Raw genomic sequence first — 23501 nt, forward strand, 5'->3', positions numbered from 1 at the left:
CAGCGCTGAGGCGGCGCCCGGCACCGCCGGGCCCGTGACCCGGCTCCTCCCCCGGTCCCGCCGCGGGGCCCATCACCCCACCCATGGCACCCGTAGCCGCACGGCCAGAAAGGCTTCCGCCATGCCCATCGAGTTCCTCGGAATCGGCGGCACGCACGACGGGTCGGAGACCACCCAGCGTTCCGGCCCCTCCTTCGACAAGCAGTACACGCTCAGGCTCGCCCGCGCCCACCAGGAGTACGGGTGGGACCGGGTGCTGTTCGCCTACGGATCCGGCTCCCCCGACCCCGCCCAGGTCGCCGCGTACGTGGCGAGCCGGGTCGAGGACCTGGAGATCCTGCTCGCCCACCGCCCCAACCTGTCCACCCCGACCTTCGCGCTGAAGACCTTCGCCACCCTCGACCAGATCAGCGACGGCCGCCTGACCGTCCACTTCATCACCGGCGGCAACGACCACGAGCAGCGGCGCGAGGGCGACTTCCTGACCAAGGACGAGCGCTACGCGCGCACCCGCGAGTACATCCGGATCGTCAAGAAGGGCTGGACCTCGCGCACCCCGTTCGACCACGCCGGGGAGCACTACCGGTTCGACGACTTCGTCGCCGACGTCTTCCCCGTCCAGAGCCCGAGGCCGCTGGTGTCCTTCGGCGGCTCCTCCCCCGCCGCCTACCGGGCGGGCGGCGCGGAAGCCGACATCTACTGCCTGTGGGGTGAGCCGCTCGCCCAGACCGCCGAGCAGATCGAGTCGGTCCGGCGCGCCGCCCGCGAGGCCGGGCGCGAGGACGTGCCCAAGATCCAGGTGGCCTTCCGGCCCATCATCGCGCCCACCGAGGAACTGGCCTGGGAGAAGGCGCACCGCACGGTGGCCGCCATCAAGGCGCGCCAGAACGGCTCGGGCGCGTCCGGGCGCGGCGACCACCCCCGGCGCGCCCCGGAGAACACCGGCTCCCAGCGGCTGATCGCCATCGCCGAGCGGGGCGAGCTGTTCGACCGCGCCCTGTGGACGCCCACCGCCGCGGCCACCGGCGGGGCCGGCAACTCCAACGCCCTGGTCGGCACGCCCGAGACCGTCGCCCAGGCCCTGCTGGACTACTACGACCTCGGAGTGGACATCCTGTCCGCGCGCGGCTACGCCCTGCTCGACGACGCCATCGACTTCGGGCGGCACGTCATCCCGATCGTCCGCGAGGAGGTCGCCAAGCGGGACGCCGAGAGGAAGCGGCGCGAGACGGCGCACGTCCCCGGGCCCCGGCCGGCCGGCCTGTCCGGGACCTGAGGACGGAGCCGTACCGATCATGACCGTTCCCCCCGACATCGCGCACGCCCGCACCACACCGGACAAGACACCGGCCCCCGAGACCGTCCATGACGGCGCCCATGACGGCGCCCATGACGCTGAGGCGCTCAAGGTCGTCACCGCGCGGCATCCGTGGCGCCTGGCCTCGGCCGCGGTCGTGCTGGTGCTGCTGGCCATGGCGGCCAGCGCCCTGATCACCAACCCCGCGTGGGACTGGCCGGTCGTCGGCGAGTACCTCTTCGCGCCGGCGATCCTGCGCGCGGTGGCGTTCACGCTGCGGCTCACGGCGCTCGGCATCGTGCTGGGCTTCGTCATCGGCACCGTCGTGGCGCTCATGCGGATGTCGAGCAACCCGCTGCTCACCTCGGCGGCCTGGGGCTACACCTGGCTGTTCCGCTCGGTGCCGCTGATCCTCCAGCTGCTGTTCTGGTACAACCTCGCCCTGCTGTACAAGTACATCGAGTTCGGCGTGCCCTTCGGCCCGTCGTTCTTCTCGATCGGCACGATGGAGCTGATCGGCCCGGTCACCGCCGCGGCCATCGGCCTCGCCCTGCACCAGGGCGCCTACGCCGCCGAGATCGTGCGCGCCGGGTTCCTGTCGGTGGACCCGGGCCAGCTGGAGGCCGCCGCCGCGCTCGGCATCCCGCGCACCCGCCAGATCTTCAGGATCCTGCTGCCGCAGGCCATGCGGACGATCGTCCCGACGGCGGGCAACGAGATCATCGGCCTGGTCAAGGGCACCTCGGTGGTCTACATCATGGCGCTGCCCGAGCTGTTCTACCAGGCGCAGGTGATCTACAACCGCAGCGGCCGGGTGATCGCGCTGCTGCTGGTGGCGGCGATCTGGTACCTGATCCTGACCACCGTCCTGTCGATCGCGCAGTACTACCTGGAGCGCCACTACGCCCGGGGCACGAGCAGGGGGCTGCCCGACCCGCCGCTGCGGCGCCTGCGCCGCGCGCTGGCCGCACGCGGCGCGACCGTGACGAGGAGGGCGCCGTGACCCGGCCCATGGTGGAGCTGCGCGGCGTGCACAAGCGGTTCGGCCCGCTGGAGGTCCTGCGCGACGTGAACCTGCGCGTCGATCCCGGCGAGGTCACCGTCGTCGTCGGGCCGTCCGGGTCGGGCAAGTCCACCCTGCTGCGCAGCGTCAACCACCTGGAGAAGGTGGACAGGGGCGCGGTGCTCATCGACGGAGAGCTGGTCGGGTACCGCAGGTCGGGCGACCGCCTGCACGAGCTGCCCGAGCGGGAGATCCTGCGCAGGCGGGCGCGCATCGGCTTCGTGTTCCAGAACTTCAACCTGTTCCCGCACCTGACCGTCCGCCAGAACGTCACCGAGGCGCCGCTGTCGGCGCAGCGCCGTCCCCGCGCCGAGGTCGAGGAGCTCGCCACCCGGCTGCTGGACCGCGTGGGCCTCGCCGGCAAGGCCGGCGAGTACCCGCGCCGGCTGTCCGGGGGGCAGCAGCAGCGGGTCGCCATCGCGCGGGCGCTGGCCCTGCGGCCGAAGGTCGTGCTGTTCGACGAGCCGACCTCCGCGCTGGACCCCGAGCTGGTCGGCGAGGTCCTCGACGTGATGAAGGACCTGGCCCGCAGCGGCACCACCATGATCGTCGTCACCCACGAGATCGGCTTCGCCCGTGAGGTCGCCGACACGGTGGTCTTCATGGACGCGGGACGCGTCGTCGAGCAGGGGACGCCCGGCCAGGTGCTGGACTCCCCCCGGCACGAGCGGACCCGCGCCTTCCTGAGCAAAGTGCTCTGACCCACCCGAAAAAGGATCTGAAATGCGCTCGTTATCCCCGCATGCGGTTCGCCGCGCCCTCCGCCCGCTCGCCGCGCTCGGGTTGCTCCCCGCGCTCCTGCTGACGGCCTGCGGCTCCGGGACCTCCGCGGCGAAGGAGTCCGCCGCGGTCCCGGCCGCCGCCGCGTCCACCCTCAAGATCAACACCAGCCCGGAGCAGAACCGGATCCGCGCCGAGAAGGCGGAGGAGATCGCCGCGAAGGTGCCCGCGGCGATCCGTGCCCGCGGCGAGCTCGTCGTGGGGATCACCGGCGACGGCATCCCGCCGCTGTCCTTCCTGGCCGACGACGACAGCACGGTGATCGGCGTGGAGTCCGACATCGCCCAGCTCGTCGCCGACGTCCTCGGGCTGCGGCTGCGGCTGGACCGCACCTCGTGGGAAAACCTCTTCCTCGCGGTGAAGTCGGGCAAGGACGACGTCGGGTTCTCCAACATCACGGTCACCGAGGAGCGCAAGGACATCTACGACTTCGCGACCTACCGCGTCGACCAGGTCGCCTGGGAGGTCGCCTCCGACGGCAGGATCACCAAGATCACGCAGCCGTCGGACATCGCGGGACTGAAGGTGGCGGTGGGCACGGGCACCAACCAGGAGAAGATCCTGCTGGAATGGGACGAGCGCAACAAGAACGCCGGGCTCGCCCCCATCGAGATCCAGTACTACCAGCGGCCCGCCGACTACTACCTGGCCCTGAAGTCCGGGCGCATCGACGCCTACTTCGGCCCGAACCCGACCTCGGCCTACCACGCGGCCGTCAGCGGCGACACGAAGATCGTCGGCACGGTGTCCGGCGGCGGTGATTCGCTGCAGGGGCTGATCGCCGGCATGACGCAGAAGGGCAACGGGCTGGTCGAGCCGGTGTCCGAGGCGCTGAACACGGTGATCGAGAATGGGAAGTACGGCGAGGTGCTCAAGCGTTGGGGCATTTCGAACGAGGCCCTTCCCGCCTCACGGGTCAACCCCCCGGGCCTGCCGCGACCGACCAAGAAATGAGCCTGCCCTGAGCATCCGGCGCACGACCGCAGAGCCCTCCGCCCCCATCCGGGTCCGCCTCGTCCCGGTGCGCGACCCCGCCGCCGCGCCCCTGCTGGAGGACCTCCACCTGGAGTACACCACCAGGTACGGGCCGAACGAGGAGCTCAACCGGTACCCCGACGCCGAGTTCACCCCGCCGGGTGGCGCGTTCCTGGTGCTGGTGGCGGATGGGCACACGATCGCGGGCGGCGCGTTCCGCCGGTACGACGCGACGACGGCCGAACTGAAGCGCGTCTGGGCCCACCCGGGCCACCGCAGACGGGGCCTCGGGAAGCTGGTGGTGCGGGCCCTGGAGGAGGAGGCGGCGCGCCGGGGATACCGGCGCGTCTACCTCACCACGGGCCCGCGCCAGCCCGAGGCCGCGGCCCTGTACCTCAGCACCGGGTACCGTCCGCTGTACGACGTCACCGCGCCGCCCGAGACGCTGAGCCACCTGGCCTTCGAGAAGGACCTGACCGCCGGCGCGCCGGATCGGGCTCAGGAGGTCCGGGCGGCGGAGGTCCACGACGCGTAGAGGTCGGCGTACACCCCGTCGACCCGCAGCAGCTCCGCGTGCGGCCCCCGCTGCACGATGCGGCCGCGGTCGAAGACCAGCACCTCGTCCGCGGCCTCCGCGGTGGACAGGCGGTGGGCGATCGACACGGCCGTGCGGCCCCGGGTGACTCCGTCCAGGGCGCGCGCGATGCGCACCTCGGTCGCCGGGTCCACCGCGGAGGTGGCCTCGTCGAGCAGCAGCAGGTCGGGGTCGGCGAGGTAGGCCCTGGCCAGCGCGACGAGCTGGCGCTCGCCCGCCGACAGCGACTCGCCGCGCTGGCCGACCGGCGTGGCGAGGCCCGCGGGCAGGCCCTCCAGCCAGTCGGCGAGGCCCAGCTCGGTGACGGCCAGCGCGATCTCCTCGTCGGTGGCCTCGGGACGGCCGTAGCGGATGTTGTCGGCCAGCGAGCCGTCGAACAGGAAGCCGTCCTGGGGCACCATGACGACGCGCTCGCGCAGCGAGGAGAACCGCACCCTGCGCAGGTCCACGCCGTCCACCAGGACGCGCCCCTCGGTGGGGTCCATGAGCCGGGTGAGCAGCTTGGCGAACGTGGTCTTGCCCGAGCCGGTCTCGCCGACGACCGCGACGCGTGTGCGGGGCGGGATCTCCACGCTCACCTCGTGCAGCACCGGAGGGCCGCCGGGGTAGGAGAAGCCGACGTTCTCGAAGGTGACCGTGATCGCGCCGCGCGGCAGCACGGCGCCGGCCTCGCCGGGGTCGGCCACGTCGGCGGCGGTGTCGAGCACGCCGAGTATCCGGCGCCATCCGGCGAGCGCGTTCTGGGCGTCGTTGAGCACCTCGGTCGCGGTCTGCAGCGGGCTGATGAACAGTGTGATCAGGAACAGGAACGCGACCAGCCGCCCGGGGGAGATCATGCCGTCCACGCCCAGCCTGACGCCGAGCAGGACGACGCCGGCGATGGCGATCGCGCCCACCAGCTCGGTGATCGGGAAGGTGAACGCGATGATCTTCTGGGCGCGGGTCTGGGCCGCGCGGTGGGCGTCGACGGCCTCGTCGATCCGCCGGGCGGTGCGCTCCTCGGAGCCGTAGGCCCGGATCACCGCGCTGCCGACCACGCTCTCGCTCACCGCGGCGAGCATGTCGCCGGTGCGTTCGCGCACCTCGGTGTAGGCGCGGGCCACCCAGCGCTGGAACCGCGGCAGCACGATCACCAGCGGCACGAAGCAGGCCCAGACCAGCAGCGCGAGCTGCCAGGAGTAGACGGTCATCAGCACGCTCGCGATGAGGAGCTGGCCCAGCGAGACGATGACCATGAGCCCGCCCCACTGCATGAACGTGCTGATCTGGTCGACGTCGCCGGTCACCCGCGAGACCAGCGCGCCGCGCCGCTCGGTGTTCTGGGTGAGCACCGACAGGTCGTGGACGTGCCGGAACCCCTTGCCCCGCAGCGTGGCGAGGCCCGACTCGGTCGAGCGGTAGAGGCGCACGTTCATCAGGTAGCCGCACAGCGCGGTCACCAGCACCGCGACCGCGCACCAGATGACCGCCGCCCTGATGAAGGGGATGTCGGGCGTGGCGCCCTTCAGCCCGCGGTCGATGACCTGCTGAATCGCGATGGGGACGATCACCTTGCCGAGCGTGGCGGCCACGGCGAGCAGCAGCGTGACCGGCAGGCCCGTGCGGAACTCCGGCGAGAGCGCCAGCCCGCGGCGGAACGTCGCCACCGCCGAGCGTTCGTTGCTGGTCAGCGTCATGCCACGATCTCCTCACCGGCGTCCAGCGCCGCGCGCTCGGCCTCTTCGCGCTCGTAGGCCGTGACGAGGTTGCGGTATCCCTGGCAGCGGGCGAGCAGCTCGTCGTGCGGGCCGCGGTCGGCCACCCGGCCGTGCTCCACGTAGACCACCTCGTCGGCCAGCGCGATCGTCGCCATCCGGTAGGCGACCACGATCACCGTCGTCTCCGGGGACCCCTCGCGCAGGCCGGACAGGATCCGGCCTTCGACCTGTGGGTCCACGCTGGAGGTGGCGTCGTCCAGGATCAGCAGGCGGGGTTTGCGCACCAGGGCCCTGGCCAGGGCCAGGCGCTGCCGCTGACCTCCGGACAGGGTCGCGCCGCGCTCGCCGACCCGCGTGTCGACGCCCTTGGGCAGCGCGCTGACGAACCCTTCCGCCTGGGCGAGCCGCAGCGCCGCCCAGATCTCCTCGTCGGGGACGTCCTGCGCCGCGCCGAGGCTGAGGTTGCCGCGCACGGTGTCGTCGAACAGGAAGGTCTGCTGGGGCACCAGGGCCGCGGCGGCGCTGAGTCGTCCCGGCGCCAGCGCGCGCAGGTCCACGCCGTCGACCAGCGCACGGCCGGCGTCGGGGTCGATCAGCCGGACCAGGAGCTGGGTGAGCGTGGACTTGCCCGAGCCGGTGGGTCCGACGACGGCGACCGTGCGTCCCGGGCGCACCTCGAAGGACACCCCGGAGAGCACCGGCGCGTCCTCGGCGTACCCGTAGGTCAGGTCCCGCGCCTCCACCCGGGCGGGGCCGTCGCCGGGCAGGTCCTCGGCGCCGTGCTCCATGGACCCGGTGGCGTCCAGGACGGCGCGCACCCGCGTCCAGCCGACGACGCTGCGCGGCAGCTCGGCCAGCACCCAGCCGAGCGCGCGCACCGGGAAGGCGAGCAACGTGAACAGGTAGGCCACTTGGACCAGCTCGCCGGAGGAGACGCCGCCGGCCTGCAGCCGCAGCGCGCCGAACAGCAGGACGGCCAGCACGCCGAGCGTGGGCAGGGCCTCAAGGAGCGGGTCGAACAGGCCGCGCACCCGGCCGACGGCGATGTTGGCGTCGCGCAGCAGGTCGGCCTTGGCGCGGAAGCGGGCCGCTTCGGCGTCCTCCCTGCCCAGCGTCTTGACGACGAGCGCGCCGTCGAAGCTCTCGTGGGCGATCTCGCTGACATCGGCGCGCAGTTGCTGGGAGCGCATCACCAGGGGCGACAGGCGGCGCTGGTAGACGAAGTTCAGCACGGCGATGAGCGGGAAGATCAGGAAGCCGACCAGGGCGAGCAGCGGGTCCACCAGCAGGATCGCCACGGCGGCGGTGACCAGCATGACCACCACGCCGACGGCCATGGGCAGCGGGGCGAGCGGGGCCCAGGCCGCCTCGACGTCGGAGCTCGCGTTGGACAGGAGCTGGCCGGTGGGGTGGCGGTGGTGCCAGGCGAGGGGAAGCCGCAGGTACTGGCGGGTGACGTCGCGCCGCGACCGGGCCTGCATGCGGTACTGCATGATGCCGGCCAGCGTCCTGCGGCCGATCACGCCCGCGGCCTTCAGCACGGCCACGCCGATGATCAGCAGGGCCGCGGCGATCAGCGCGCCCGTGCGGGCCTCGCCGTCGCGGAAGCTGGGCAGCATGGCGTGCTCGGTGGCCCAGCCGAGCGCCCAGGAGGAGGCGACCGTCATGATCCCGTAGAGGGCGCTGGCGAGCACCGCGCCGGTGAAGACGCCCCTCTCGGTCTTGATGGCATGCCCGAGGACGTGGAATCCCTCGCGCATGACGGTCGGATTGGAGTCGCGCTCGCTCGGCACGCGGGAGGTCCTCTCGAACGGGGGCCCGTCGGCGGGGACGGGGGCTTCCGGGGGATGCGATGGGGTTCGCCTGACTAAATGCCTATCATCCTTGGCAAAACGTTTATTCCCACCCCTACCACGCCCGATCTCCGTACCACCCGCCTGAGTAGGGTGATCAGGGTGAACCACGCACGCGCCGAGCGCGCCGCCCTCTGTGACCTTCTCGACGAGCTGGGCCCGGACGCTCCCACCCTCTGCCAGGGGTGGACGACCGCCGACCTCACCGCCCACCTCGTGCTGCGCGAGCGGCGGCTCGACGCCGCCGCCGGCATCGCCGTCCCCGCCCTGGCCGGCCGCACCGCCGCCGTGCAGGAGCGGATCAAGAACCGCGGGGGCTACCACGAGCTCGTGGACGCCGTGCGCCAGGGCCCGCCGCGCTGGTCCCCCTACGGCCTGGTGCCGGGGCTGGACGCCGCGGTGAACACGCTGGAGATGTTCGTCCACCACGAGGACGTGCGGCGGGCCCGGCCGGACTGGGAGCCGCGCGCGCTGCCCGCCGACCTCGCCGAGCTGCTCTGGAAGCGGGTGGCGGCGGGTGCCCGGCTGATGTTCCGCAGGTCGCCGGTGGGCGTGATCCTGCGCCACACCGACGGGCGCAGGGCCGGGGCCAAGAAGGCCGAGCCGCACGTGATCGTGACCGGCGACCCGGCCGAGCTGCTGATGTTCGCCTTCGGACGGCAGGACCACGCGCGCGTCACCTGCGCGGGCGACCCTCCGTCGGTCGCCCGTCTCACCGCCGCCCGCCTCGGCGTCTGAGCCTCCCCCGGACGTCGATTACTCGGTTTTCGGACATCCCGGCCATGTCGGCGATATGATCACAGCGGGGTCGTTCCATGACCGTTTGTGGAGATCAGGGCTTTCGGCTTCCGGGTAGGACCCCGTCACCGGAACCGCGGGAGGCGGCAGATGAAGACCAAAAAGGTGCTCCTGTACCTCGCCATCGCCTTCGCGGTCTTCTACACCCTGTCCCGCCCCACCGACGCCGCGAACGCCGTCGAGGGCATCTTCCAGGGCGTCGGCTCGGGCGCCGGTCAGCTCGCCACGTTCTTCACACGCCTGCTGAACTGACCCCGGCCCGGCCCCCGTCCGCGGCCCTCACTTCTCCACGGCGAGCAGGCACAGGACCCAGCCCACGCCGCCCGGCTTGCCTTCCCAGTAGGCCTGCTCGACCTTCTCGTCCTTGCACATCCTGAGGTTCTTGTCCGCGTCGAACTGGGCCTCGGTCTTGCCCTCGACCTTCTGGGAGACCTTCCACTCGGCGGTCGCGTCCGTGCAGTCGACCACCTTCAGCGTCTTCTCGTTCTGGCCCGACATGCAGTCGCCCACGGCCGCGACGCGCGGCGCGCCGTTGATCTCGTCCTGGACCGCGTGCGCGCCCTCGCGGACGCCGAACTTCACCACGCCGATCACGGCGATGACGACCAGCGCGCCCACGATGCCGAGCAGCTTGCCGCCCACCTTCTTCTTGAACGACGGCGCCGGCGGGGCGGGCGGGGCGCCGAAGCCGGCCTGCGGGCCGTTCCCCGCGGCCTGCTGGGCGTAAGGGTCGCCGCCGGGGGGCTGCGCGTGCCCGGCCTGCCGGTACGGGTCCTGGTGGCCCTGCGCGCCGCCCTGCTGCTGGTAGGCCGCGTAGGGGTCCTGGGGCTGCCCCGGATACCCCGCGTACGGGTCCTGGCCCGCGCCGGGCCCGGCCTGGTTCCGGTACGGGTCCTGCGGCGCGCCGCCCTGGCGGTAGGGGTCCTGCGGGGCGCCGTACGGCTGCCCGGCGCCCGCGCCCGGCTGCTGCCCGTACGGGTCCTGCGGGGCGTGGCCTTGCTGGGGATACCCACCCTGCTGGGGGTGACCCCCCTGCTGCGGATAGCCGCCCTGCTGGGGGTACCCGCCCTGCTGAGAGTAGTCGCCCTGCTGCGGATAACCGCCCTGCGGAGAGTAGTCGCCCTGCTGCGGATAACCGCCCTGCGGAGAGTAGTCGCCCTGCTGGGGATGGCCGCCCTGCTGGGGGTATGTCGGCTGCCCGCCGCCCGCGGGGGGCTGATAGGGGTCCGGCTGGTAGGGCGAACCGTGCCGGCCTGAAGAAGGAGGAGTGGTCACGGAAATCCTTGTGGTCAAACGGGATCGTCGAACGACCCGCCTGACCGTAGCGGATCACCACCCACTATGGGATGTCATTCCACCATTCGAGCGGGTTTGGAGCGCTCCCAGGAGGGGTAGAGTCATTTGTCGGTATTGCGGGCATGCCACCGGTCCCTTCCCGGACGCGCCCCATCACCCCCGCGCCGGACCCGCGCGCCGCCGGGACCCGACGGCCCCGGCGGCCGGCCGTCACCGGACCGGATGCCCCGCCGCACGCAGCGCGCGCTTGACGTCCCCGATCGTGAGCTGGCCGAAATGGAAGACGCTGGCCGCCAGCACCGCGTCCGCGCCCGCCTCGACCGCGGGCGGGAAGTGGTCCAGCCCGCCCGCGCCGCCGCTGGCGATCACCGGCACCGTCACCGCCGCGCGTACGGCCCGGATCATCGGCAGGTCGTAGCCGTCCTTGGTGCCGTCCCCGTCCATCGAGTTCAGCAGGATCTCACCCACGCCCAGCTCCTGGCCGCGGCGGGCCCACTCCACCGCGTCGATGCCGGTGCCCCTGCGCCCGCCGTGCGTGGTCACCTCGTACCCCGACGGCGTCGGCGGGCCGTCCACGACCCGCCGGGCGTCCAGCGACAGCACCACGCACTGCGCCCCGAAGCGGTGCGCGGCCTCGGTGAGCAGCTCGGGACGGGCGATGGCGGCGGTGTTCAGCGACACCTTGTCCGCGCCCGCGCGCAGCAGCCGGTCGACGTCCTCCACCGAGCGCACTCCCCCGCCCACGGTGAGCGGGATGAACACCTGCTCGGCGGTGCGGCGCACGACGTCGAGCATGGTCCCGCGGTCGCCCGAGGAGGCGGTGATGTCCAGGAACGTCAGCTCGTCCGCGCCCTCGGCGTCGTAGCGGGCCGCCAGCTCCACCGGATCGCCGGCGTCCCTGAGGTTCTCGAAGTTCACGCCCTTGACCACCCGCCCGGCGTCCACGTCCAGGCAGGGGATCACGCGCACGGCGACCGTCATGCCCGCACCGCCTCCAGCGCCTCCTCCAGCGTGAACGCCTGCGCGTACAGCGCCTTGCCGACGATGGCGCCCTCGACCCCCTCGGGCACCAGCGTGGACAGCGCCCGCAGGTCGTCCAGCGAGGAGACGCCGCCGCTGGCGATCACGGGCTTGTCGGTGCGGGCGCAGACCTGGCGCAGCAGGTCCAGGTTCGGGCCGCGCAGGGTGCCGTCCTTGGTGACGTCGGTGAGGACGTAGCGGGGGCAGCCGTCGGACTCCAGGCGGTCCAGGACCTCCCACAGGTCGCCGCCCTCCTTGGTCCAGCCCCGCGCGGCCAGCGTCGTACCGCGCACGTCCAGCCCGACGGCCACCCGGTCACCGTGCTCGGCGATGATCTTGGAGCACCAGGCCGGGTCCTCCAGGGCGGCGGTGCCGATGTTGACCCGCCGGCAGCCGGTGGCCAGCGCGGCCTCCAGGGAGGCGTCGTCGCGGATGCCGCCCGACAGCTCCACCTGCACGTCCAGCGCGTCCACCACCGAGGCCAGCAGCTCGCGGTTGGAGCCGCGGCCGAACGCGGCGTCCAGGTCGACCAGATGGATCCACTCGGCGCCCGCGTCCTGCCAGGCGAGCGCGGCGGCCAAGGGGTCGCCGTAGGAGGTCTCCGTGCCCGCCTCCCCCTGGACCAGGCGCACGGCCTGGCCGTCGGCGACGTCAACGGCGGGCAGCAGCACCAGCGACATGTTCACGACCTCCGGTCGAATACGACGGTGACGAGCACCGGGACGAGCAGAAGGGACAACACCAGGACGCCCACCCGGGCGGCCCAGCCATCGAGCAGAATCCACGCCAGGGCCTGGACCAGCACGAACAGCACGGCCACGACGGCGTTCTGCGCGCGCTGCCGCCGGGCGATCAGGCCGCCCTGGCGCGCCACGCGCACCGGCCGGGGCACCAGCGCCAGCAGGCGCCCGCGCCGCCGGCGCCACCGGGCCGACCGTGCGTGCCGCTCGGCGCGCCGCGCGGCCAGCCGCTCTCGTTCGGCCTCGCGCTCGGCGCGGCGGCGGGCGCGCTCCTTGCTCACGCGGGGCCGCCGGGGACGGCGCCGGGTAAGGACGTGCCCGCGCTCACAGCGTGCCCAGCCAGTTCTTCAGCAGCGCGGCCCCGGCGTCCCCGGACTTCTCCGGGTGGAACTGCGTGGCCGACAGGGGGCCGTTCTCGACCGCGGCGACGAACGGCACGCCGTGCTCGCCCCACGTGACCAGCGGCGGCCGGAACCCGGGCCCGGCCTCCAGCTCGAACTTGCGCACCCCGTAGGAGTGGACGAAGTAGAAGCGCGTGGCGGCGTCGAGCCCGGCGAACAGCGCCGACCCCTCCGGGGCCTGCACGGTGTTCCAGCCCATGTGCGGCAGCACGGGGGCCTCCAGCCGCTCGACGACGCCCGGCCACTCGCCGCAGCCCTCCGCGCGCCGGCCGTGCTCGACGCCCTCGGCGAAGAGGATCTGCATGCCGACGCAGATGCCGAGCACGGGCCGCCCGCCGGCCAGGCGGCGGCCGATGATCTGCTCGCCCCGCACGGCCCGCAGGCCCGCCATGCACGCGGAGAACGCGCCCACGCCGGGCACGACCAGCCCGTCGGCGCCGAGCGCGGTGTCGAAGTCGGAGGTCACCGTGACCGCGGCGCCGGCGCGGGCCAGCGCGCGCTCGGCCGAGCGCAGGTTGCCCGAGCCGTAGTCCAGGACGACGACGTTCACCACCACAGCACCCCCGCGACGAAGGCCAGCACGGCTCCGGCCCCGACGAGGACGGCGCCGGACTTGATGCCCTGCCGGGCGAAGGAGAACGCGCCGCCGACCAGGAAGAGCCCGACGGCGATCATCGCGATGGCCGTCCAGTTGGAGGTCACAGGACTCCCTTGGTGCTCGGCACGCCGGTGGCGCGGGGGTCGCGCTCGGCGGCGGCCCGCAGCGCGCGGGCCAGCGCCTTGAACTGGGCCTCGACGATGTGGTGGGCGTTACGCCCGTACGGCACGCGCACGTGCAGGCAGACGGCGGCCTGGGCGACGAACGACTCCAGGATGTGGCGGGTCAGCGTGGTGTCGTAGTCGGGGCCGATCATCGGGGCCATGCCCTCGGGCTCGGTGTGCACGAGGTAGGGGCGGCCCGACAGGTCGACGGTGACCTCGGCGAGCGCTTCGTCCAGCGGGCAGGACGCGTTGCCGAACCGCCGGATGCCGGACTTGTCGCCCAGCGCCTCGCGGAAGGCCGCACCCAGCGCCAGCGCGGTGTCCTCGATGGTGTGGTGGGAGTCGATGTGCAGGTCACCGTCGGTCTTCACCGTCAGGTCGAACAGGCCGTGCTTGCCGAGCTGGGCGAGCATGTGGTCGAAGAACCCGACGCCGGTGGCGACGTCGACGCGGCCGGTGCCGTCCAGGCCGACCTCCACCAGCACCGAGGTCTCCTTGGTCGTACGCTCCACGCGGCCGGTGCGCGGCCTCGGCTCGCGTACGGCGGGACTGGTCACAGGATCGCCTCCAGGTCGCCGCGCCCGGACGTTCCGGCCGCGGGGGTGTCTCGGGTAGAGCGGGCGCCGGGGACCGGCACGGCCGCCATGGCCGCGCGGAAGGCCGCCATCTCGTCCTCGGTGCCGATCGAGACGCGCAGCCACTCGGGCGGCCCGACCTCGCGGATCAGCACCCCGTGCCCCAGCAGGGCCTCCCACACCGCGCGGCGGTCGGGGAAGCGGCCGAACAGCACGAAGTTGGCGTCGGAGTCGGCCACGGCCAGACCCCGCGCGCGCAGCCACTCCACGCAGGCGTCGCGCTCGGCGCGCAGACGGTCGACCGTGCCGAGCAGCTCGCCGCGGTGGGCGAGCGCGACCCGGGCCGCCGCCTGGGTGAGCGTCGACAAATGGTACGGCAGGCGGACCAGCAGCAGCGCCTCGATCACCGCGGGATCGGCGGCGAGGTAGCCGAGCCGGGTGCCCGCCATGGCGAACGCCTTGGACATGGTGCGGGTGACGATCAGCCGCGGATTGTCCGGCAGCAGGCTCAGCGCGCTCGGCGTGCCGGTGCGGGCGAACTCGAAGTACGCCTCGTCCACCACGACCATGCCCGGCGCGGCCTCGGCGATCCGCGCGATGACCTCCAGCGGCAGCGCCGTGCCCGTGGGGTTGTTCGGGCTGGTCAGGAAGACGACGTCCGGCCGGTGCTCCTCGACGGCGGCCACGGCCTTGTCCGGGTCGATGCCGAAGTCGTCCTCGCGGGCGCCGGAGATCCACCGGGTGGCGGCGCCGGTCGCGATGATCGGGTGCATGGAGTAGGACGGCTCGAAGCCCATGGCCGACCGGCCCGGCCCGCCGAACGCCTGCAGGATCTGCTGCAGGACCTCGTTGGACCCGTTGGCCGCCCACACCCGCTCCACCCCGAGGCCGTGCCCCAGGTAGGCCGCCAGCTCCTCGCGCAGGGCGACGGCGTCCCTGTCGGGGTAGCGGTTCAGCGACACGGCGTCGCGCCGCACGGCCTCGGCCAGGCCGGCGGCCAGGCCGGGCGAGGGCGGGTAGGGGTTCTCGTTGGTGTTCAGCCGGACCGGCACGTCGATCTGCGGCGCGCCGTACGGCGAGCGCCCGCGCAGGTCGTCGCGCAGCGGCAGGTCGGCGAGCGTGATCGCGCGCTGCGGGGTGGTCATCGCGTGCCACCGCCGAACCGCGCCCGCACGGCCGCGCCGTGGGCCGGGAGGTCCTCGGCCTCCGACAGCGCGTACACGTGGGCGGCGGCCTCGGCCAGCGCCTCGCGCGTGTAGTCCACGACGTGGACGCCGCGCAGGAAGGTCTGCACCGACAGCCCCGAGGAGTGGCAGGCGCACCCGCCGGTCGGCAGCACGTGGTTGGAGCCCGCCATGTAGTCGCCCAGGGACACCGGGGAGTACGGGCCGACGAAGATCGCCCCCGCGTTGCGCACCCGCGCCGCGACCTCGCGGGCGCCGGCGGTCTGGATCTCCAGGTGCTCGGCGGCGTAGGCGTCCACGACCTTCAGGCCGTCCTCCAGGCCGGAGACCAGCACGATGCCCGACTGGCGGCCCGCCAGGGCCTCGGCGATGCGCTCGGAGTGCCGGGTGGCGGCGACCTGGCCGGGCAGTTCCTTCTCGACGGCCTCGGCCAGCCTCTCGCTGGGGGTGACCAGCACGGCCGCGGCGATCACGTCGTGCTCGGCCTGGCTGATCAGGTCGGCGGCGACGTGCGCGGCGTCGGCGGTGTCGTCGGCCAGGATCGCGATCTCGGTGGGGCCCGCCTCTGAGTCGATGCCGATGCGGCCCTTCAGCAGGCGCTTGGCCGCGGCGACCCAGATGTTGCCCGGCCCGGTGACCATGACCGCCGGCGCGCACTCCTCGGTGCCGTAGGCGAACATCGCCACGGCCTGGGCGCCGCCCACCGCGTAGACCTCCTCGACGCCGAGCAGCGCGCACGCCGCCAGGATGGTCGGGTGCGGCAGCCCGCCGAACTCGGCCTGCGGCGGGGAGGTCACCGCCAGGGACGGCACCCCCGCCTCCTGTGCGGGGACGACGTTCATGACCACGCTGGACGGGTACACCGCGCGCCCGCCCGGCACGTACAGGCCCACCCGCTCGACCGGGATCCAGCGCTCGGTGACCGTGCCGCCCGGCACCACCTGCGTGGTCGTGTCCGTACGCCGCTGGTCGCGGTGGACGAGCCTGGCGCGGCGGATCGACTCCTCCAGGGCGGCGCGCACATCGGGCGTGAGCGCGGCCACGGCGTCGGCGAGGGCGGCCGCGGGCACGCGCGTGCTCTCCAGCTCGACGCCGTCGAACCGGGCCGTCAGCTCCCGCACGGCCGCGAGACCCCTATGGCGCACGTCGTCGCACACGGGCCGCACCTGTGCCAGGGCGGCCTCGACGTCGAGTTCGGCGCGGGGCAGCACGTCGCGCAGGTTCTCCGGAAGGGGCCCGCGCAGGTCGATACGGGATATCACCGCACCAGTCTACGAAGGCCGGGACATGGATCCGGTCTTGGTCCGCCATTCGGACAGCCGCTTTACATTGTAGATTTTAACCTGACGTTAAGCTGGGCGGCGTGAGCAAGACGAAGAGCAAGGGCGGCCAGGGCACTCCCGCGACCGTGGCCCTGACCCGCGCCGGAGCCACCTTCACCCTCCACCCCTACGACCACGACCCGAACGCCCAGGCGTACGGCGAGGAGGCCGCCGACGCGCTCGGCCTGCCCTACGACCGCATCTTCAAGACCCTGGTCGCCGAGGTCGAGACCGGCCTCGCCGTCGCGGTCGTGCCGGTCTCCGGCCGCCTGGACCTGAAGGCGTTCGCCGCCGCGCTCGGCGGCAAGCGCGCGGCGATGGCCGACGCCGCCAAGGTCGAGCGGGTCACCGGGTACGTCGTCGGCGGCATCAGCCCGCTCGGCCAGCGCAAGGCCCTGCCCACCGTGGTCGACGCCTCGGCGCTGGACCACGAGACGATCTACTTCTCCGCCGGCCGCCGCGGCCTGCAGATCGAGACCGCCCCGGCCGAGCTGGTGCGCCTCACCCGGGCCGTCACCGCCCCGATCGCCAAGTCCTGAGGCGGCGCCATGGGGAGCGAGCTCAACTACCTGCCCGCCACCGAGACGCTCGCGCTGCTGCGCGCCCGCGAGGTGAGCGCGGTGGAGGTCGCCGAGGCGAGCCTGCGGCGCGTCGAGGAGGTCAACGGCCGGGTCAACGCGATCGTCACCGTGACCGCCGACCTGGCGCTCGCGCGGGCCAGGGCCCTGGACGACGCCCTCGCCCGCGGCGAGGAGCCCGGTCCGCTGCACGGCCTGCCGATCGCCTACAAGGACCTGACCGACACCGCGGGCGTCCGCACCACCTACGGCTCCCCCCTGTTCGCCGACCACGTGCCCGGCTCCGACGCCCTGGTCGTGCGGCGCGCCAAGGCCGCGGGCGCGGTGACGATCGGCAAGACCAACACGCCCGAGTTCGGCACCGGCTCCCACACCGTCAACGCCGTGTTCGGCGCCACCCGCAACCCCTACGACCTGACGCGCAGCGCGGGCGGCAGCAGCGGAGGCTCCGCCGCCGCCCTGGCCGCCGGCATGGTGGCGCTGGCCGACGGCTCCGACATGGGCGGCTCGCTGCGCAACCCCGCGTCCTTCTGCAACGTCGTCGGCCTGCGCCCCACCCCCGGCCGGGTGCCCGACCACTCCCCCACCGCGGCCTGGTTCAGCCTGGGGGTGGCCGGGCCCATGGCCCGCACGGTCGCCGACGCCGCGCTGCTCATGAGCGTGATCTCCGGGTTCGCGCCCACCTCGCCGTTCGCGGTCCGCGAGGACGGCTCCCTCTTCGCCGGGCCCCTCGAATGCGACCTGTCCGGCCTGCGCGTCGCCTACAGTCCCGACCTCGGCGGCCTCCCCGTCGACCCGCGCACCGCGGCCGTCACCGCGCGGGCCCCCGAGGTGCTCGCCGGGCTCGGCGCCCGCGTCGAGCGGGCCGACCTCGACCTGTCCGGCGCCGAGGACGCCTTCCGCGTGCTGCGCGCCTGGCACTACCTGAACGCCTTCGGCGGCCTGCCCGCCGACCAGCTCGGCGCCAACGTCGCCTGGAACGTCGACCAGGGGCGCCGGGTCACCGCCGCCGACCTCGCCCGCGCCGAGCGCCTGCGCAGCCTGCTGTTCCACCGGGCCGGCGCCTTCTTCGACGCCTACGACGTGCTCGTCGCCCCGGTCAGCCAGGTGCCGCCGTTCCCGGTCGAGGAGCCGTACGTCACCGAGGTCGCCGGCACTCCCATGCCGGACTACCTGGCCTGGATGCGCTCGGCCTACTGGATCAGCGTCCTGCACGCACCCGCGGCCTCGGTGCCGTGCGGCTTCACCCCGGAAGGGCTGCCCGTCGGCGTCCAGATCATCGCCAGGCCGTGGGCCGACCTCACCGTGCTGAAGGTCGCCCACACCTTCGAACAGGCCACCCGCCACAGCGCCCGCCGTCCCCCGCAGAACTCCGCCTACGCCTAGACCTCCGCCCGGACCCATCACCGGCCCTGCCCGGGAGAGCCGGGCGCGTGCTGACACGGTGGGTGCCTCCGCTGGCCGCGGGGCGCGCTCGATGAGGATGCCGCTGATCGGCGACTCCGGCTTCTCCTCCGTCCTGAACCTGCGGGCTTCTTGGACCTGCGGGACGGTCCGGCCGGCGCCTTGGCCGGGATCTATCACCAGCGGTGGTCACACGGGACCGGGAATGATCAGATCAAGACGCATCCGCGCGGGGCGGCATTGGCTCAAAAGATCCAGTACCGCCCGCGCCTCGTCGACGGATGCCTCGCCGAGTCACGGAAGCCGTAGTTCGTGAAGCCGGGGGATCACGAACTACGGCTTCCGTGACAGAGGACCTGAACAGTCACAGATGACAATCTACGACTGGGCCCGCGTGACACCGACCTGACCATCACAGCAGGAGTGTAATCACGCGCATCAAGGATCAGTAAGGCGTCTTCCGCAGTCACTGGAATCAGATCGGTCAACCCAAAACGAAATGATTCTAGCGGGCCATTTCCGATCTCTTCATACGCCTGGGATCAACACAGCCTGGATAATCTACTGTTACCCTTTGGAGCGGCGATTGAGCTAAAGCCAGATGGCGTTATCCCAAGAACCGCACGAGTAATCTCCACCCGCCTCGGTGAGGCACTCTTTGACTTGGACGGCGTCATCGCCGTTGCTGACATTGATTCGAGGGTAGCTGATAACTCTTTCTTGATATGCACCACTACCAGAGGCGCTGACGCTATAGGGAGATGAAGAGCCACCCGTGGCGAGTCCAAATCGGATGTAGAGGCGGGCACCGTGACTATCGGTGGCGGTATCAGTAACCGCGATGGTGAGTGCGATGTCGCCGTTGGCGTCGAAATCGAGGTCCCCACGCCCGTAAGCGCCCACTACATCTCCGGCCGTTCCGGTCGCGGTCCACTCGGGGGTGACTGAGGCAGCAGCCGGTACAGCACTCGCGACGACAGCGCTGAGAGCCAATGCTCCAGCCAAGATAAGGGACGACTTCTTCATGAGCATCCTTTCGCGTACACCGATCCATGGCAGGCTAAAGGGATGACCGATATGCAGGCGGCCATGAAGGTCCATATGACGCCACGCATGTCCAGGCTAGAAATAGTCCAAATACATCACCCCTTTTCGGCGTGTTTCTCTGCCTGACTGCAGGATGTCAAATTCACCTAAGGAAATCAAGTGGCATGTTCCGGTATATGAACTCTCACCGTCGGCCGCCATCCTGTTATCAGCTGATAGCTGAGCGTGACAGGAAGGTTGGTAACGGTCTCAGCGTCTCGCGTCGCCGTGGCGGCCGAGGAGTCATGGTCACGGCTCAGTACTCAATGCCGCTTACCTAAAAATGATCAAGTGGCGAGGGTGGGTCAAGGCAGGTTGGGGCGAGGTTGATCACGGCGGGTCCATCGCGGCGTACGCCAACATCGCCAGGCCTTTGAGCGCGAAGGAGTTGTGGTGGGCACGCTTGACCACCGCGGGTAGCTGCGGTCGCGCCGCTTGGGGTGACATGCTGTTTCGCGTGATGTCCTTCCTGAGGACCTCGCTCACCGATCCTGCCGATCAGGAGGAAATCCACAGCTCATCGGCACGGCCACGGACTTCGTGGACGGGCCAGGTGAACTTGACCCGGTCCGGGCCGATCTGGGCCTCGGTCGCGGCTTCGCAGATCAACACCGACAGCGCGTAGTGGGTCAACAGGTAGCCGCACATTCCGGCGAGCACCAGGTCCGGTTTCTTGGACCGAAGCACCCGGCCCGCGCGGATGCGTCTTGATCTGATCATTCCCGGTCCCGTGTGACCACCGCTGGTGATAGATCCCGGCCAAGGCGCCGGCCGGACCGTCCCGCAGGTCCAGGAGCGCGGTGACCGAGCACATCAGCGCGCCGTCCTGGCCAGGCTCGCGATTGGGATCCGTGTACTCGACCACCCGGATCAGGGCTGCCTGGTCCGGGCCGAACTCGCCTCCCGCACGGGTCGCCTCCACCACCGCGTCCCGACGTCCTGCGCAGCCTGCTGTTCCACCGCGCCGGCGCCTTCTTCGACGCCTACGACGTGCTCGTCGCCCCGGTCAGCCAGGTGCCGCCGTTCCCGGTCGAGGAGCCGTACGTCACCGAGGTCGCCGGCACTCCCATGCCGGACTACCTGGCCTGGATGCGCTCGGCCTACTGGATCAGCGTCCTGCACGCACCCGCGGCCTCGGTGCCGTGCGGCTTCACCCCGGAAGGGCTGCCCGTCGGCGTCCAGATCATCCCCAGGCCGTGGCCCGACCGCGCCGCTCCGGCCCCGCGTCGCGGAATTTCGCGGTCAGGACGGTCCGCCCCGGACCAGCGCATATAACGCTCGCCCGGGCGCCCGCGCACATAACATTTCCCAGTAACGCCGGTGCTATATCACCGTCCGGCGTTCTCGTCGCCGCAGGCCAGACCCCTGAGAGGCGCGAAACGCCCACGGCTCCGGGCTTCTTGACGCCGTAGATGACATATGTCATCCAATTGGGTAACCCCCAGCCCCCCGGAGGATACCGATGCGAAGAGCTGTGCATTTCCTCGCCATCCTGGCCGTCACCCTCACGTCTTTTCTAATCAGCGCCCCCGCCGGCCACGCGAAGTCCCTCGTCACGGTCCTGCGATATGACGCCAGCCGTGCCCAGGAGTTCCGCCCCTACATCGACCAGGCCGCCGCGATCTGGAATTCCAGCGTCCGCAACGTCCGGCTGGAACCGGGAACGCCCGCCCACTTCGTGGTGTACGCCGACAACGGATGGCCCCGTGCCATGCCCACCAGCCTCGGCCGCGGAACGGTCTGGATCGGCCGTCAGGCCACCCAGCAGGGCCACAACCCGCTGCGCATCTCCACCCACGAGATCGGCCACATTCTCGGTCTGCCCGACCGCCGCACCGGCCTGTGCACGGACCTGATGTCGGGCGCCAGCGCCGGCACGAGCTGCACCAACCCCAACCCGAACACGGCGGAGAAAGCCGAGGTCGACCGCAACTTCGCCGGCAGAACCCCGCAGATCACCTTCAACACGCTGTACGTCAACCGCTGACGAACCGGACAGGCGATAAGCGGCGGCCCGGAGGGCTCCTGCCCCCGGGCCGCCGGAATTCGCGGCCTGCGGGCCCGCGCGGACGACGCGGTGACCGGTCGCGGTGACTAGGAGTCCAGCGGGCCCAACTCCCCCGCGTACGGCTTACGGAGAGGCGAGTCGCGGTAGCCGTCCACGGACTCGACGATGCCGAAGACGGCGACCGCGATCAGAGGCCAGGCCAGCAGCACGCCGTAGGCCGTGACGGTGAGGACGTCGACGCGGGAGCCGATCGCCGCCGCGCCGGTGGAGGCCGCGCGGATGGTGGAGTCGCCGAGCGACATGCCGACGCTGAGCGTCAGGAACCCGGCGAGCAGGCCGCCGACGGCCAGCCCGGCCAGCAGCGCCACCGGGCGCCCCCGGCGGGAGATCAGGTAGGCGACGATGCCGCAGGCCAGCCCACCGACGCCGGTGACCACGGCGAACCAGCCGTCGGCGGCGATCAGGGACTGGGAGGTGGGATCGGTGAGCTGGGGACCCGTCCGGGTGATCAGATACGGCGTGCGGGGGGCGAGGGCCGACCACGTGAACCCCGCGACCACCCCCAGGACGGCGAGGACGACCACGGTCGCTCCGAAATCGCGCACATGCCGCACCGGATCACTCCGTCCTGTCGCGCGCCCCTGCACCAGCGTGCGGATCCGCATATGTTACCCACGGGAGCACGCCGCCGTACCTTCGGCCACGCGCGCCGCATGGTTAGGCTGTCCCCCGTGAGCGATGAGGTATGGCTGATCGATCCGAGCGGCCCCCTGCGCGGGGACGTCGAGGTACGCGGCTCGAAGAACGCGGTGTCCAAGCACATGGTCGCGGCCATGCTGGGCATCGGCCCGAGCACGTTGCACAACGCCCCCGAGGTGGGCGAGGTCGGCATCACGGCCGCGATGCTCTCGGCCCTCGGCATCGAGGTCGACATCACCCAGCGTGAGATCACCCTGGAGCGCGGCCCCGAGATCCGTCCCCGCGTCCCCGAGGCCTTCACCGGCCTCAACCGCATCCCGATCCTGATGCTCGGCCCGCTGCTGCACCTGGCGGGCGAGGCGTACGTCCCGCTGGTCGGCGGCGACCCGATCGGGCGGCGGCCGGTGAACTTCCACGTCGAGGCGCTGCGCGCCCTCGGCGCGGAGATCGAGGTGCGCGACACCGGCATCTTCGCCAAGGCGACCCGGCTGCGCGGCGCCCGCATCGAGCTGCCCTACCCCAGCGTCGGCGCCACCGAGACGATCCTGCTGTCGGCGGTGCTCGCCGAGGGCAAGACGGTGATCAAGGGGGCGGCCACCGAGCCCGAGGTGGTCGAGCTGGCGCTGTTCCTGCAGCGCATGGGCGCGCGCATCGAGCTCAGCCCGGACCGCCGCATCGTCATCGAGGGCGTCGAGCGGCTGCGCGGCGCCTCGACGTGGCTCGCGGGCGACCGCATCGAGGCGTTCTCCTACCTGGTGGCGGGCCTGATCACCGGCGGCGAGGTGCGGGTGCACGGCTGCCCGCAGGACCGTCTGGTGACCGCGATCACCACCCTGGCCCGCATGGGGGCCCGGTTCGACATCACCGACGAGTGGCTGACCGCCTCCGCGCCGCACGGCCTGCGCGCCGCCGCCGTGCAGACCGACACCCACCCCGGCTTCATGACCGACTGGCAGACCCCGCTGATGGTGCTGTTCACCCAGGCCGAGGGCATGTCGGTGCTGCACGAGACCGTCTTCGAGAACCGCCTGGTGTACGTGCCGGCGCTGCAGAAGATGGGCTGCGAGATCGAGACGTTCGACGTGTGCCTCGGCGGGCCCGCGTGCCGCTACCACGACACCAACGCCAAGCACTCGGCGGTCGTGCGCGGGGTGTCCAAGCTGCGCGGCGCCGACGTCACGCTGCCCGACATCCGGGCCGGGTTCTCGGCCGTGCTCGCCGCGGCGGTGGCCGAGGGCACCTCCACGCTGCGCGGGGTGAATCACATCGAGCGCGGCTACCATCGCGTTTTCGACCAGTTCACCTCACTTGGGTTGAAGATCAGCCGGGGAGCGTAAAGGTTCCGCGAGGGGCGTTTGCGGACGTTCC

26 protein-coding genes are annotated in these 23501 nt (G+C 72.0%); 12 read left to right on the forward strand and 14 right to left on the reverse strand.

Annotated elements, in window-relative coordinates:
• Positions 1–121: 121 nt before the first annotated feature.
• The 5 genes from BJ982_RS31115 to BJ982_RS31135 all read left to right on the forward strand — a co-directional run bounded on the left by BJ982_RS31115 (position 122) and on the right by BJ982_RS31135 (position 4650).
• Positions 122–1276 (forward strand): LLM class flavin-dependent oxidoreductase, encoded by a 1155-nt coding sequence (locus BJ982_RS31115; RefSeq protein ID WP_184885949.1) that lies wholly within the window; start codon positions 122–124, stop codon positions 1274–1276.
• Positions 1277–1295: 19 nt separating this feature from the next.
• The gene (locus tag BJ982_RS31120; protein WP_184885951.1) at positions 1296–2300 is read left to right on the forward strand and encodes an amino acid ABC transporter permease; all 1005 of its coding nucleotides are present in this window, start codon (positions 1296–1298) and stop codon (positions 2298–2300) included.
• Between the two features lie 8 nt (positions 2301–2308).
• Positions 2309–3061: an amino acid ABC transporter ATP-binding protein gene (locus BJ982_RS31125; RefSeq protein WP_184889581.1), complete on the forward strand. Its 753-nt coding sequence runs from the start codon at positions 2309–2311 to the stop codon at positions 3059–3061.
• Positions 3062–3083: 22 nt separating this feature from the next.
• Positions 3084–4094: an ABC transporter substrate-binding protein gene (locus BJ982_RS31130; protein WP_184885953.1), complete on the forward strand. Its 1011-nt coding sequence runs from the start codon at positions 3084–3086 to the stop codon at positions 4092–4094.
• A 67-nt stretch (positions 4095–4161) separates the two neighbouring features.
• Entirely contained in the window at positions 4162–4650 is a 489-nt protein-coding gene (locus BJ982_RS31135; RefSeq protein WP_239123171.1) for a GNAT family N-acetyltransferase, read from the forward strand.
• Here BJ982_RS31135 and BJ982_RS31140 read toward each other — a convergent pair.
• Together BJ982_RS31140 and BJ982_RS31145 are read right to left on the reverse strand one after the other, a co-directional pair.
• A complete protein-coding gene (locus BJ982_RS31140; RefSeq protein WP_184885957.1) occupies positions 4614–6386 on the reverse strand; it encodes an ABC transporter ATP-binding protein in 1773 nt (590 codons plus the stop codon). The genes BJ982_RS31135 and BJ982_RS31140 overlap by 37 nt on opposite strands.
• The gene (locus tag BJ982_RS31145) at positions 6383–8167 is read right to left on the reverse strand and encodes an ABC transporter ATP-binding protein (RefSeq protein WP_184889584.1); all 1785 of its coding nucleotides are present in this window, start codon (positions 8165–8167) and stop codon (positions 6383–6385) included. The genes BJ982_RS31140 and BJ982_RS31145 overlap by 4 nt, the downstream gene beginning before the upstream one ends.
• A gap of 195 nt (positions 8168–8362) precedes the next feature.
• Here BJ982_RS31145 and BJ982_RS31150 point away from each other — a divergent pair, with 195 nt between their 5' ends.
• Together BJ982_RS31150 and BJ982_RS31155 are read left to right on the forward strand one after the other, a co-directional pair.
• Positions 8363–8998: a TIGR03085 family metal-binding protein gene (locus BJ982_RS31150; protein WP_203959217.1), complete on the forward strand. Its 636-nt coding sequence runs from the start codon at positions 8363–8365 to the stop codon at positions 8996–8998.
• A gap of 150 nt (positions 8999–9148) precedes the next feature.
• On the forward strand, positions 9149–9310 hold the full coding sequence (locus tag BJ982_RS31155; protein WP_184885961.1) for a hypothetical protein: 162 nt from the start codon (positions 9149–9151) through the stop codon (positions 9308–9310).
• A 27-nt stretch (positions 9311–9337) separates the two neighbouring features.
• Here BJ982_RS31155 and BJ982_RS31160 read toward each other — a convergent pair whose 3' ends face one another.
• The 9 genes from BJ982_RS31160 to hisD all read right to left on the reverse strand — a co-directional run bounded on the left by BJ982_RS31160 (position 9338) and on the right by hisD (position 16298).
• Positions 9338–10333, reverse strand: coding sequence for an LppU/SCO3897 family protein (locus BJ982_RS31160; protein WP_184885963.1), 996 nt, complete (start codon positions 10331–10333; stop codon positions 9338–9340).
• A gap of 231 nt (positions 10334–10564) precedes the next feature.
• Entirely contained in the window at positions 10565–11335 is a 771-nt protein-coding gene (hisF, locus tag BJ982_RS31165; RefSeq protein ID WP_184885965.1) for an imidazole glycerol phosphate synthase subunit HisF, read from the reverse strand.
• Positions 11332–12054, reverse strand: a complete 723-nt coding sequence (priA, locus tag BJ982_RS31170; RefSeq protein WP_184885967.1) for a bifunctional 1-(5-phosphoribosyl)-5-((5-phosphoribosylamino)methylideneamino)imidazole-4-carboxamide isomerase/phosphoribosylanthranilate isomerase PriA — start codon at positions 12052–12054, stop codon at positions 11332–11334. Before priA ends, hisF begins: the two co-directional genes overlap by 4 nt.
• Positions 12055–12056: 2 nt before the next feature.
• Positions 12057–12395, reverse strand: coding sequence for a hypothetical protein (locus tag BJ982_RS31175; RefSeq protein ID WP_184885970.1), 339 nt, complete (start codon positions 12393–12395; stop codon positions 12057–12059).
• Positions 12396–12438: 43 nt separating this feature from the next.
• Positions 12439–13071: an imidazole glycerol phosphate synthase subunit HisH gene (gene hisH / locus BJ982_RS31180; RefSeq protein WP_184885972.1), complete on the reverse strand. Its 633-nt coding sequence runs from the start codon at positions 13069–13071 to the stop codon at positions 12439–12441.
• A complete protein-coding gene (locus BJ982_RS31185) occupies positions 13062–13217 on the reverse strand; it encodes a CG2302 family histidine operon protein (protein ID WP_184889979.1) in 156 nt (51 codons plus the stop codon). Before BJ982_RS31185 ends, hisH begins: the two co-directional genes overlap by 10 nt.
• On the reverse strand, positions 13214–13834 hold the full coding sequence (hisB, locus tag BJ982_RS31190) for an imidazoleglycerol-phosphate dehydratase HisB (protein WP_184885974.1): 621 nt from the start codon (positions 13832–13834) through the stop codon (positions 13214–13216). Before hisB ends, BJ982_RS31185 begins: the two co-directional genes overlap by 4 nt.
• The gene (locus BJ982_RS31195; RefSeq protein ID WP_184885976.1) at positions 13831–14997 is read right to left on the reverse strand and encodes a histidinol-phosphate transaminase; all 1167 of its coding nucleotides are present in this window, start codon (positions 14995–14997) and stop codon (positions 13831–13833) included. The genes hisB and BJ982_RS31195 overlap by 4 nt, the downstream gene beginning before the upstream one ends.
• Positions 14994–16298: a histidinol dehydrogenase gene (gene hisD, locus BJ982_RS31200; RefSeq protein ID WP_184885978.1), complete on the reverse strand. Its 1305-nt coding sequence runs from the start codon at positions 16296–16298 to the stop codon at positions 14994–14996. The genes BJ982_RS31195 and hisD overlap by 4 nt, the downstream gene beginning before the upstream one ends.
• A gap of 101 nt (positions 16299–16399) precedes the next feature.
• Here hisD and ybaK point away from each other — a divergent pair, with 101 nt between their 5' ends.
• Together ybaK and BJ982_RS31210 are read left to right on the forward strand one after the other, a co-directional pair.
• Positions 16400–16897 (forward strand): Cys-tRNA(Pro) deacylase, encoded by a 498-nt coding sequence (ybaK, locus tag BJ982_RS31205; protein ID WP_184885980.1) that lies wholly within the window; start codon positions 16400–16402, stop codon positions 16895–16897.
• A 9-nt stretch (positions 16898–16906) separates the two neighbouring features.
• On the forward strand, positions 16907–18322 hold the full coding sequence (locus BJ982_RS31210; protein WP_184885982.1) for an amidase: 1416 nt from the start codon (positions 16907–16909) through the stop codon (positions 18320–18322).
• Between the two features lie 609 nt (positions 18323–18931).
• Here BJ982_RS31210 and BJ982_RS31215 read toward each other — a convergent pair.
• On the reverse strand, positions 18932–19366 hold the full coding sequence (locus BJ982_RS31215; protein ID WP_184885984.1) for a hypothetical protein: 435 nt from the start codon (positions 19364–19366) through the stop codon (positions 18932–18934).
• Positions 19367–19924: 558 nt separating this feature from the next.
• On the reverse strand, positions 19925–20146 hold the full coding sequence (locus tag BJ982_RS31220; protein ID WP_184885986.1) for a hypothetical protein: 222 nt from the start codon (positions 20144–20146) through the stop codon (positions 19925–19927).
• Between the two features lie 231 nt (positions 20147–20377).
• On the opposite strand from BJ982_RS31220, the gene BJ982_RS31225 reads away from it, so the two are divergent.
• Together BJ982_RS31225 and BJ982_RS31230 are read left to right on the forward strand one after the other, a co-directional pair.
• Positions 20378–20701, forward strand: a complete 324-nt coding sequence (locus BJ982_RS31225) for an amidase family protein (protein ID WP_260414652.1) — start codon at positions 20378–20380, stop codon at positions 20699–20701.
• A gap of 187 nt (positions 20702–20888) precedes the next feature.
• Positions 20889–21413 (forward strand): snapalysin family zinc-dependent metalloprotease, encoded by a 525-nt coding sequence (locus BJ982_RS31230; protein ID WP_184885988.1) that lies wholly within the window; start codon positions 20889–20891, stop codon positions 21411–21413.
• A gap of 107 nt (positions 21414–21520) precedes the next feature.
• Here the strand turns inward: BJ982_RS31230 and BJ982_RS31235 are convergent, their stop codons facing one another.
• Positions 21521–22039 (reverse strand): hypothetical protein, encoded by a 519-nt coding sequence (locus tag BJ982_RS31235; protein ID WP_184885990.1) that lies wholly within the window; start codon positions 22037–22039, stop codon positions 21521–21523.
• Positions 22040–22165: 126 nt separating this feature from the next.
• Between BJ982_RS31235 and murA the strand changes: the two genes are divergently transcribed.
• Complete coding sequence (gene murA, locus BJ982_RS31240) at positions 22166–23470, forward strand: UDP-N-acetylglucosamine 1-carboxyvinyltransferase (RefSeq protein WP_184885992.1); 1305 nt, start codon at positions 22166–22168, stop codon at positions 23468–23470.
• The last annotated feature ends 31 nt before the right edge of the window (positions 23471–23501 follow it).

The sequence above is a fragment of the Sphaerisporangium siamense genome (assembly GCF_014205275.1).
Classification (GTDB): Bacteria; Actinomycetota; Actinomycetes; order Streptosporangiales; family Streptosporangiaceae; genus Sphaerisporangium; species Sphaerisporangium siamense.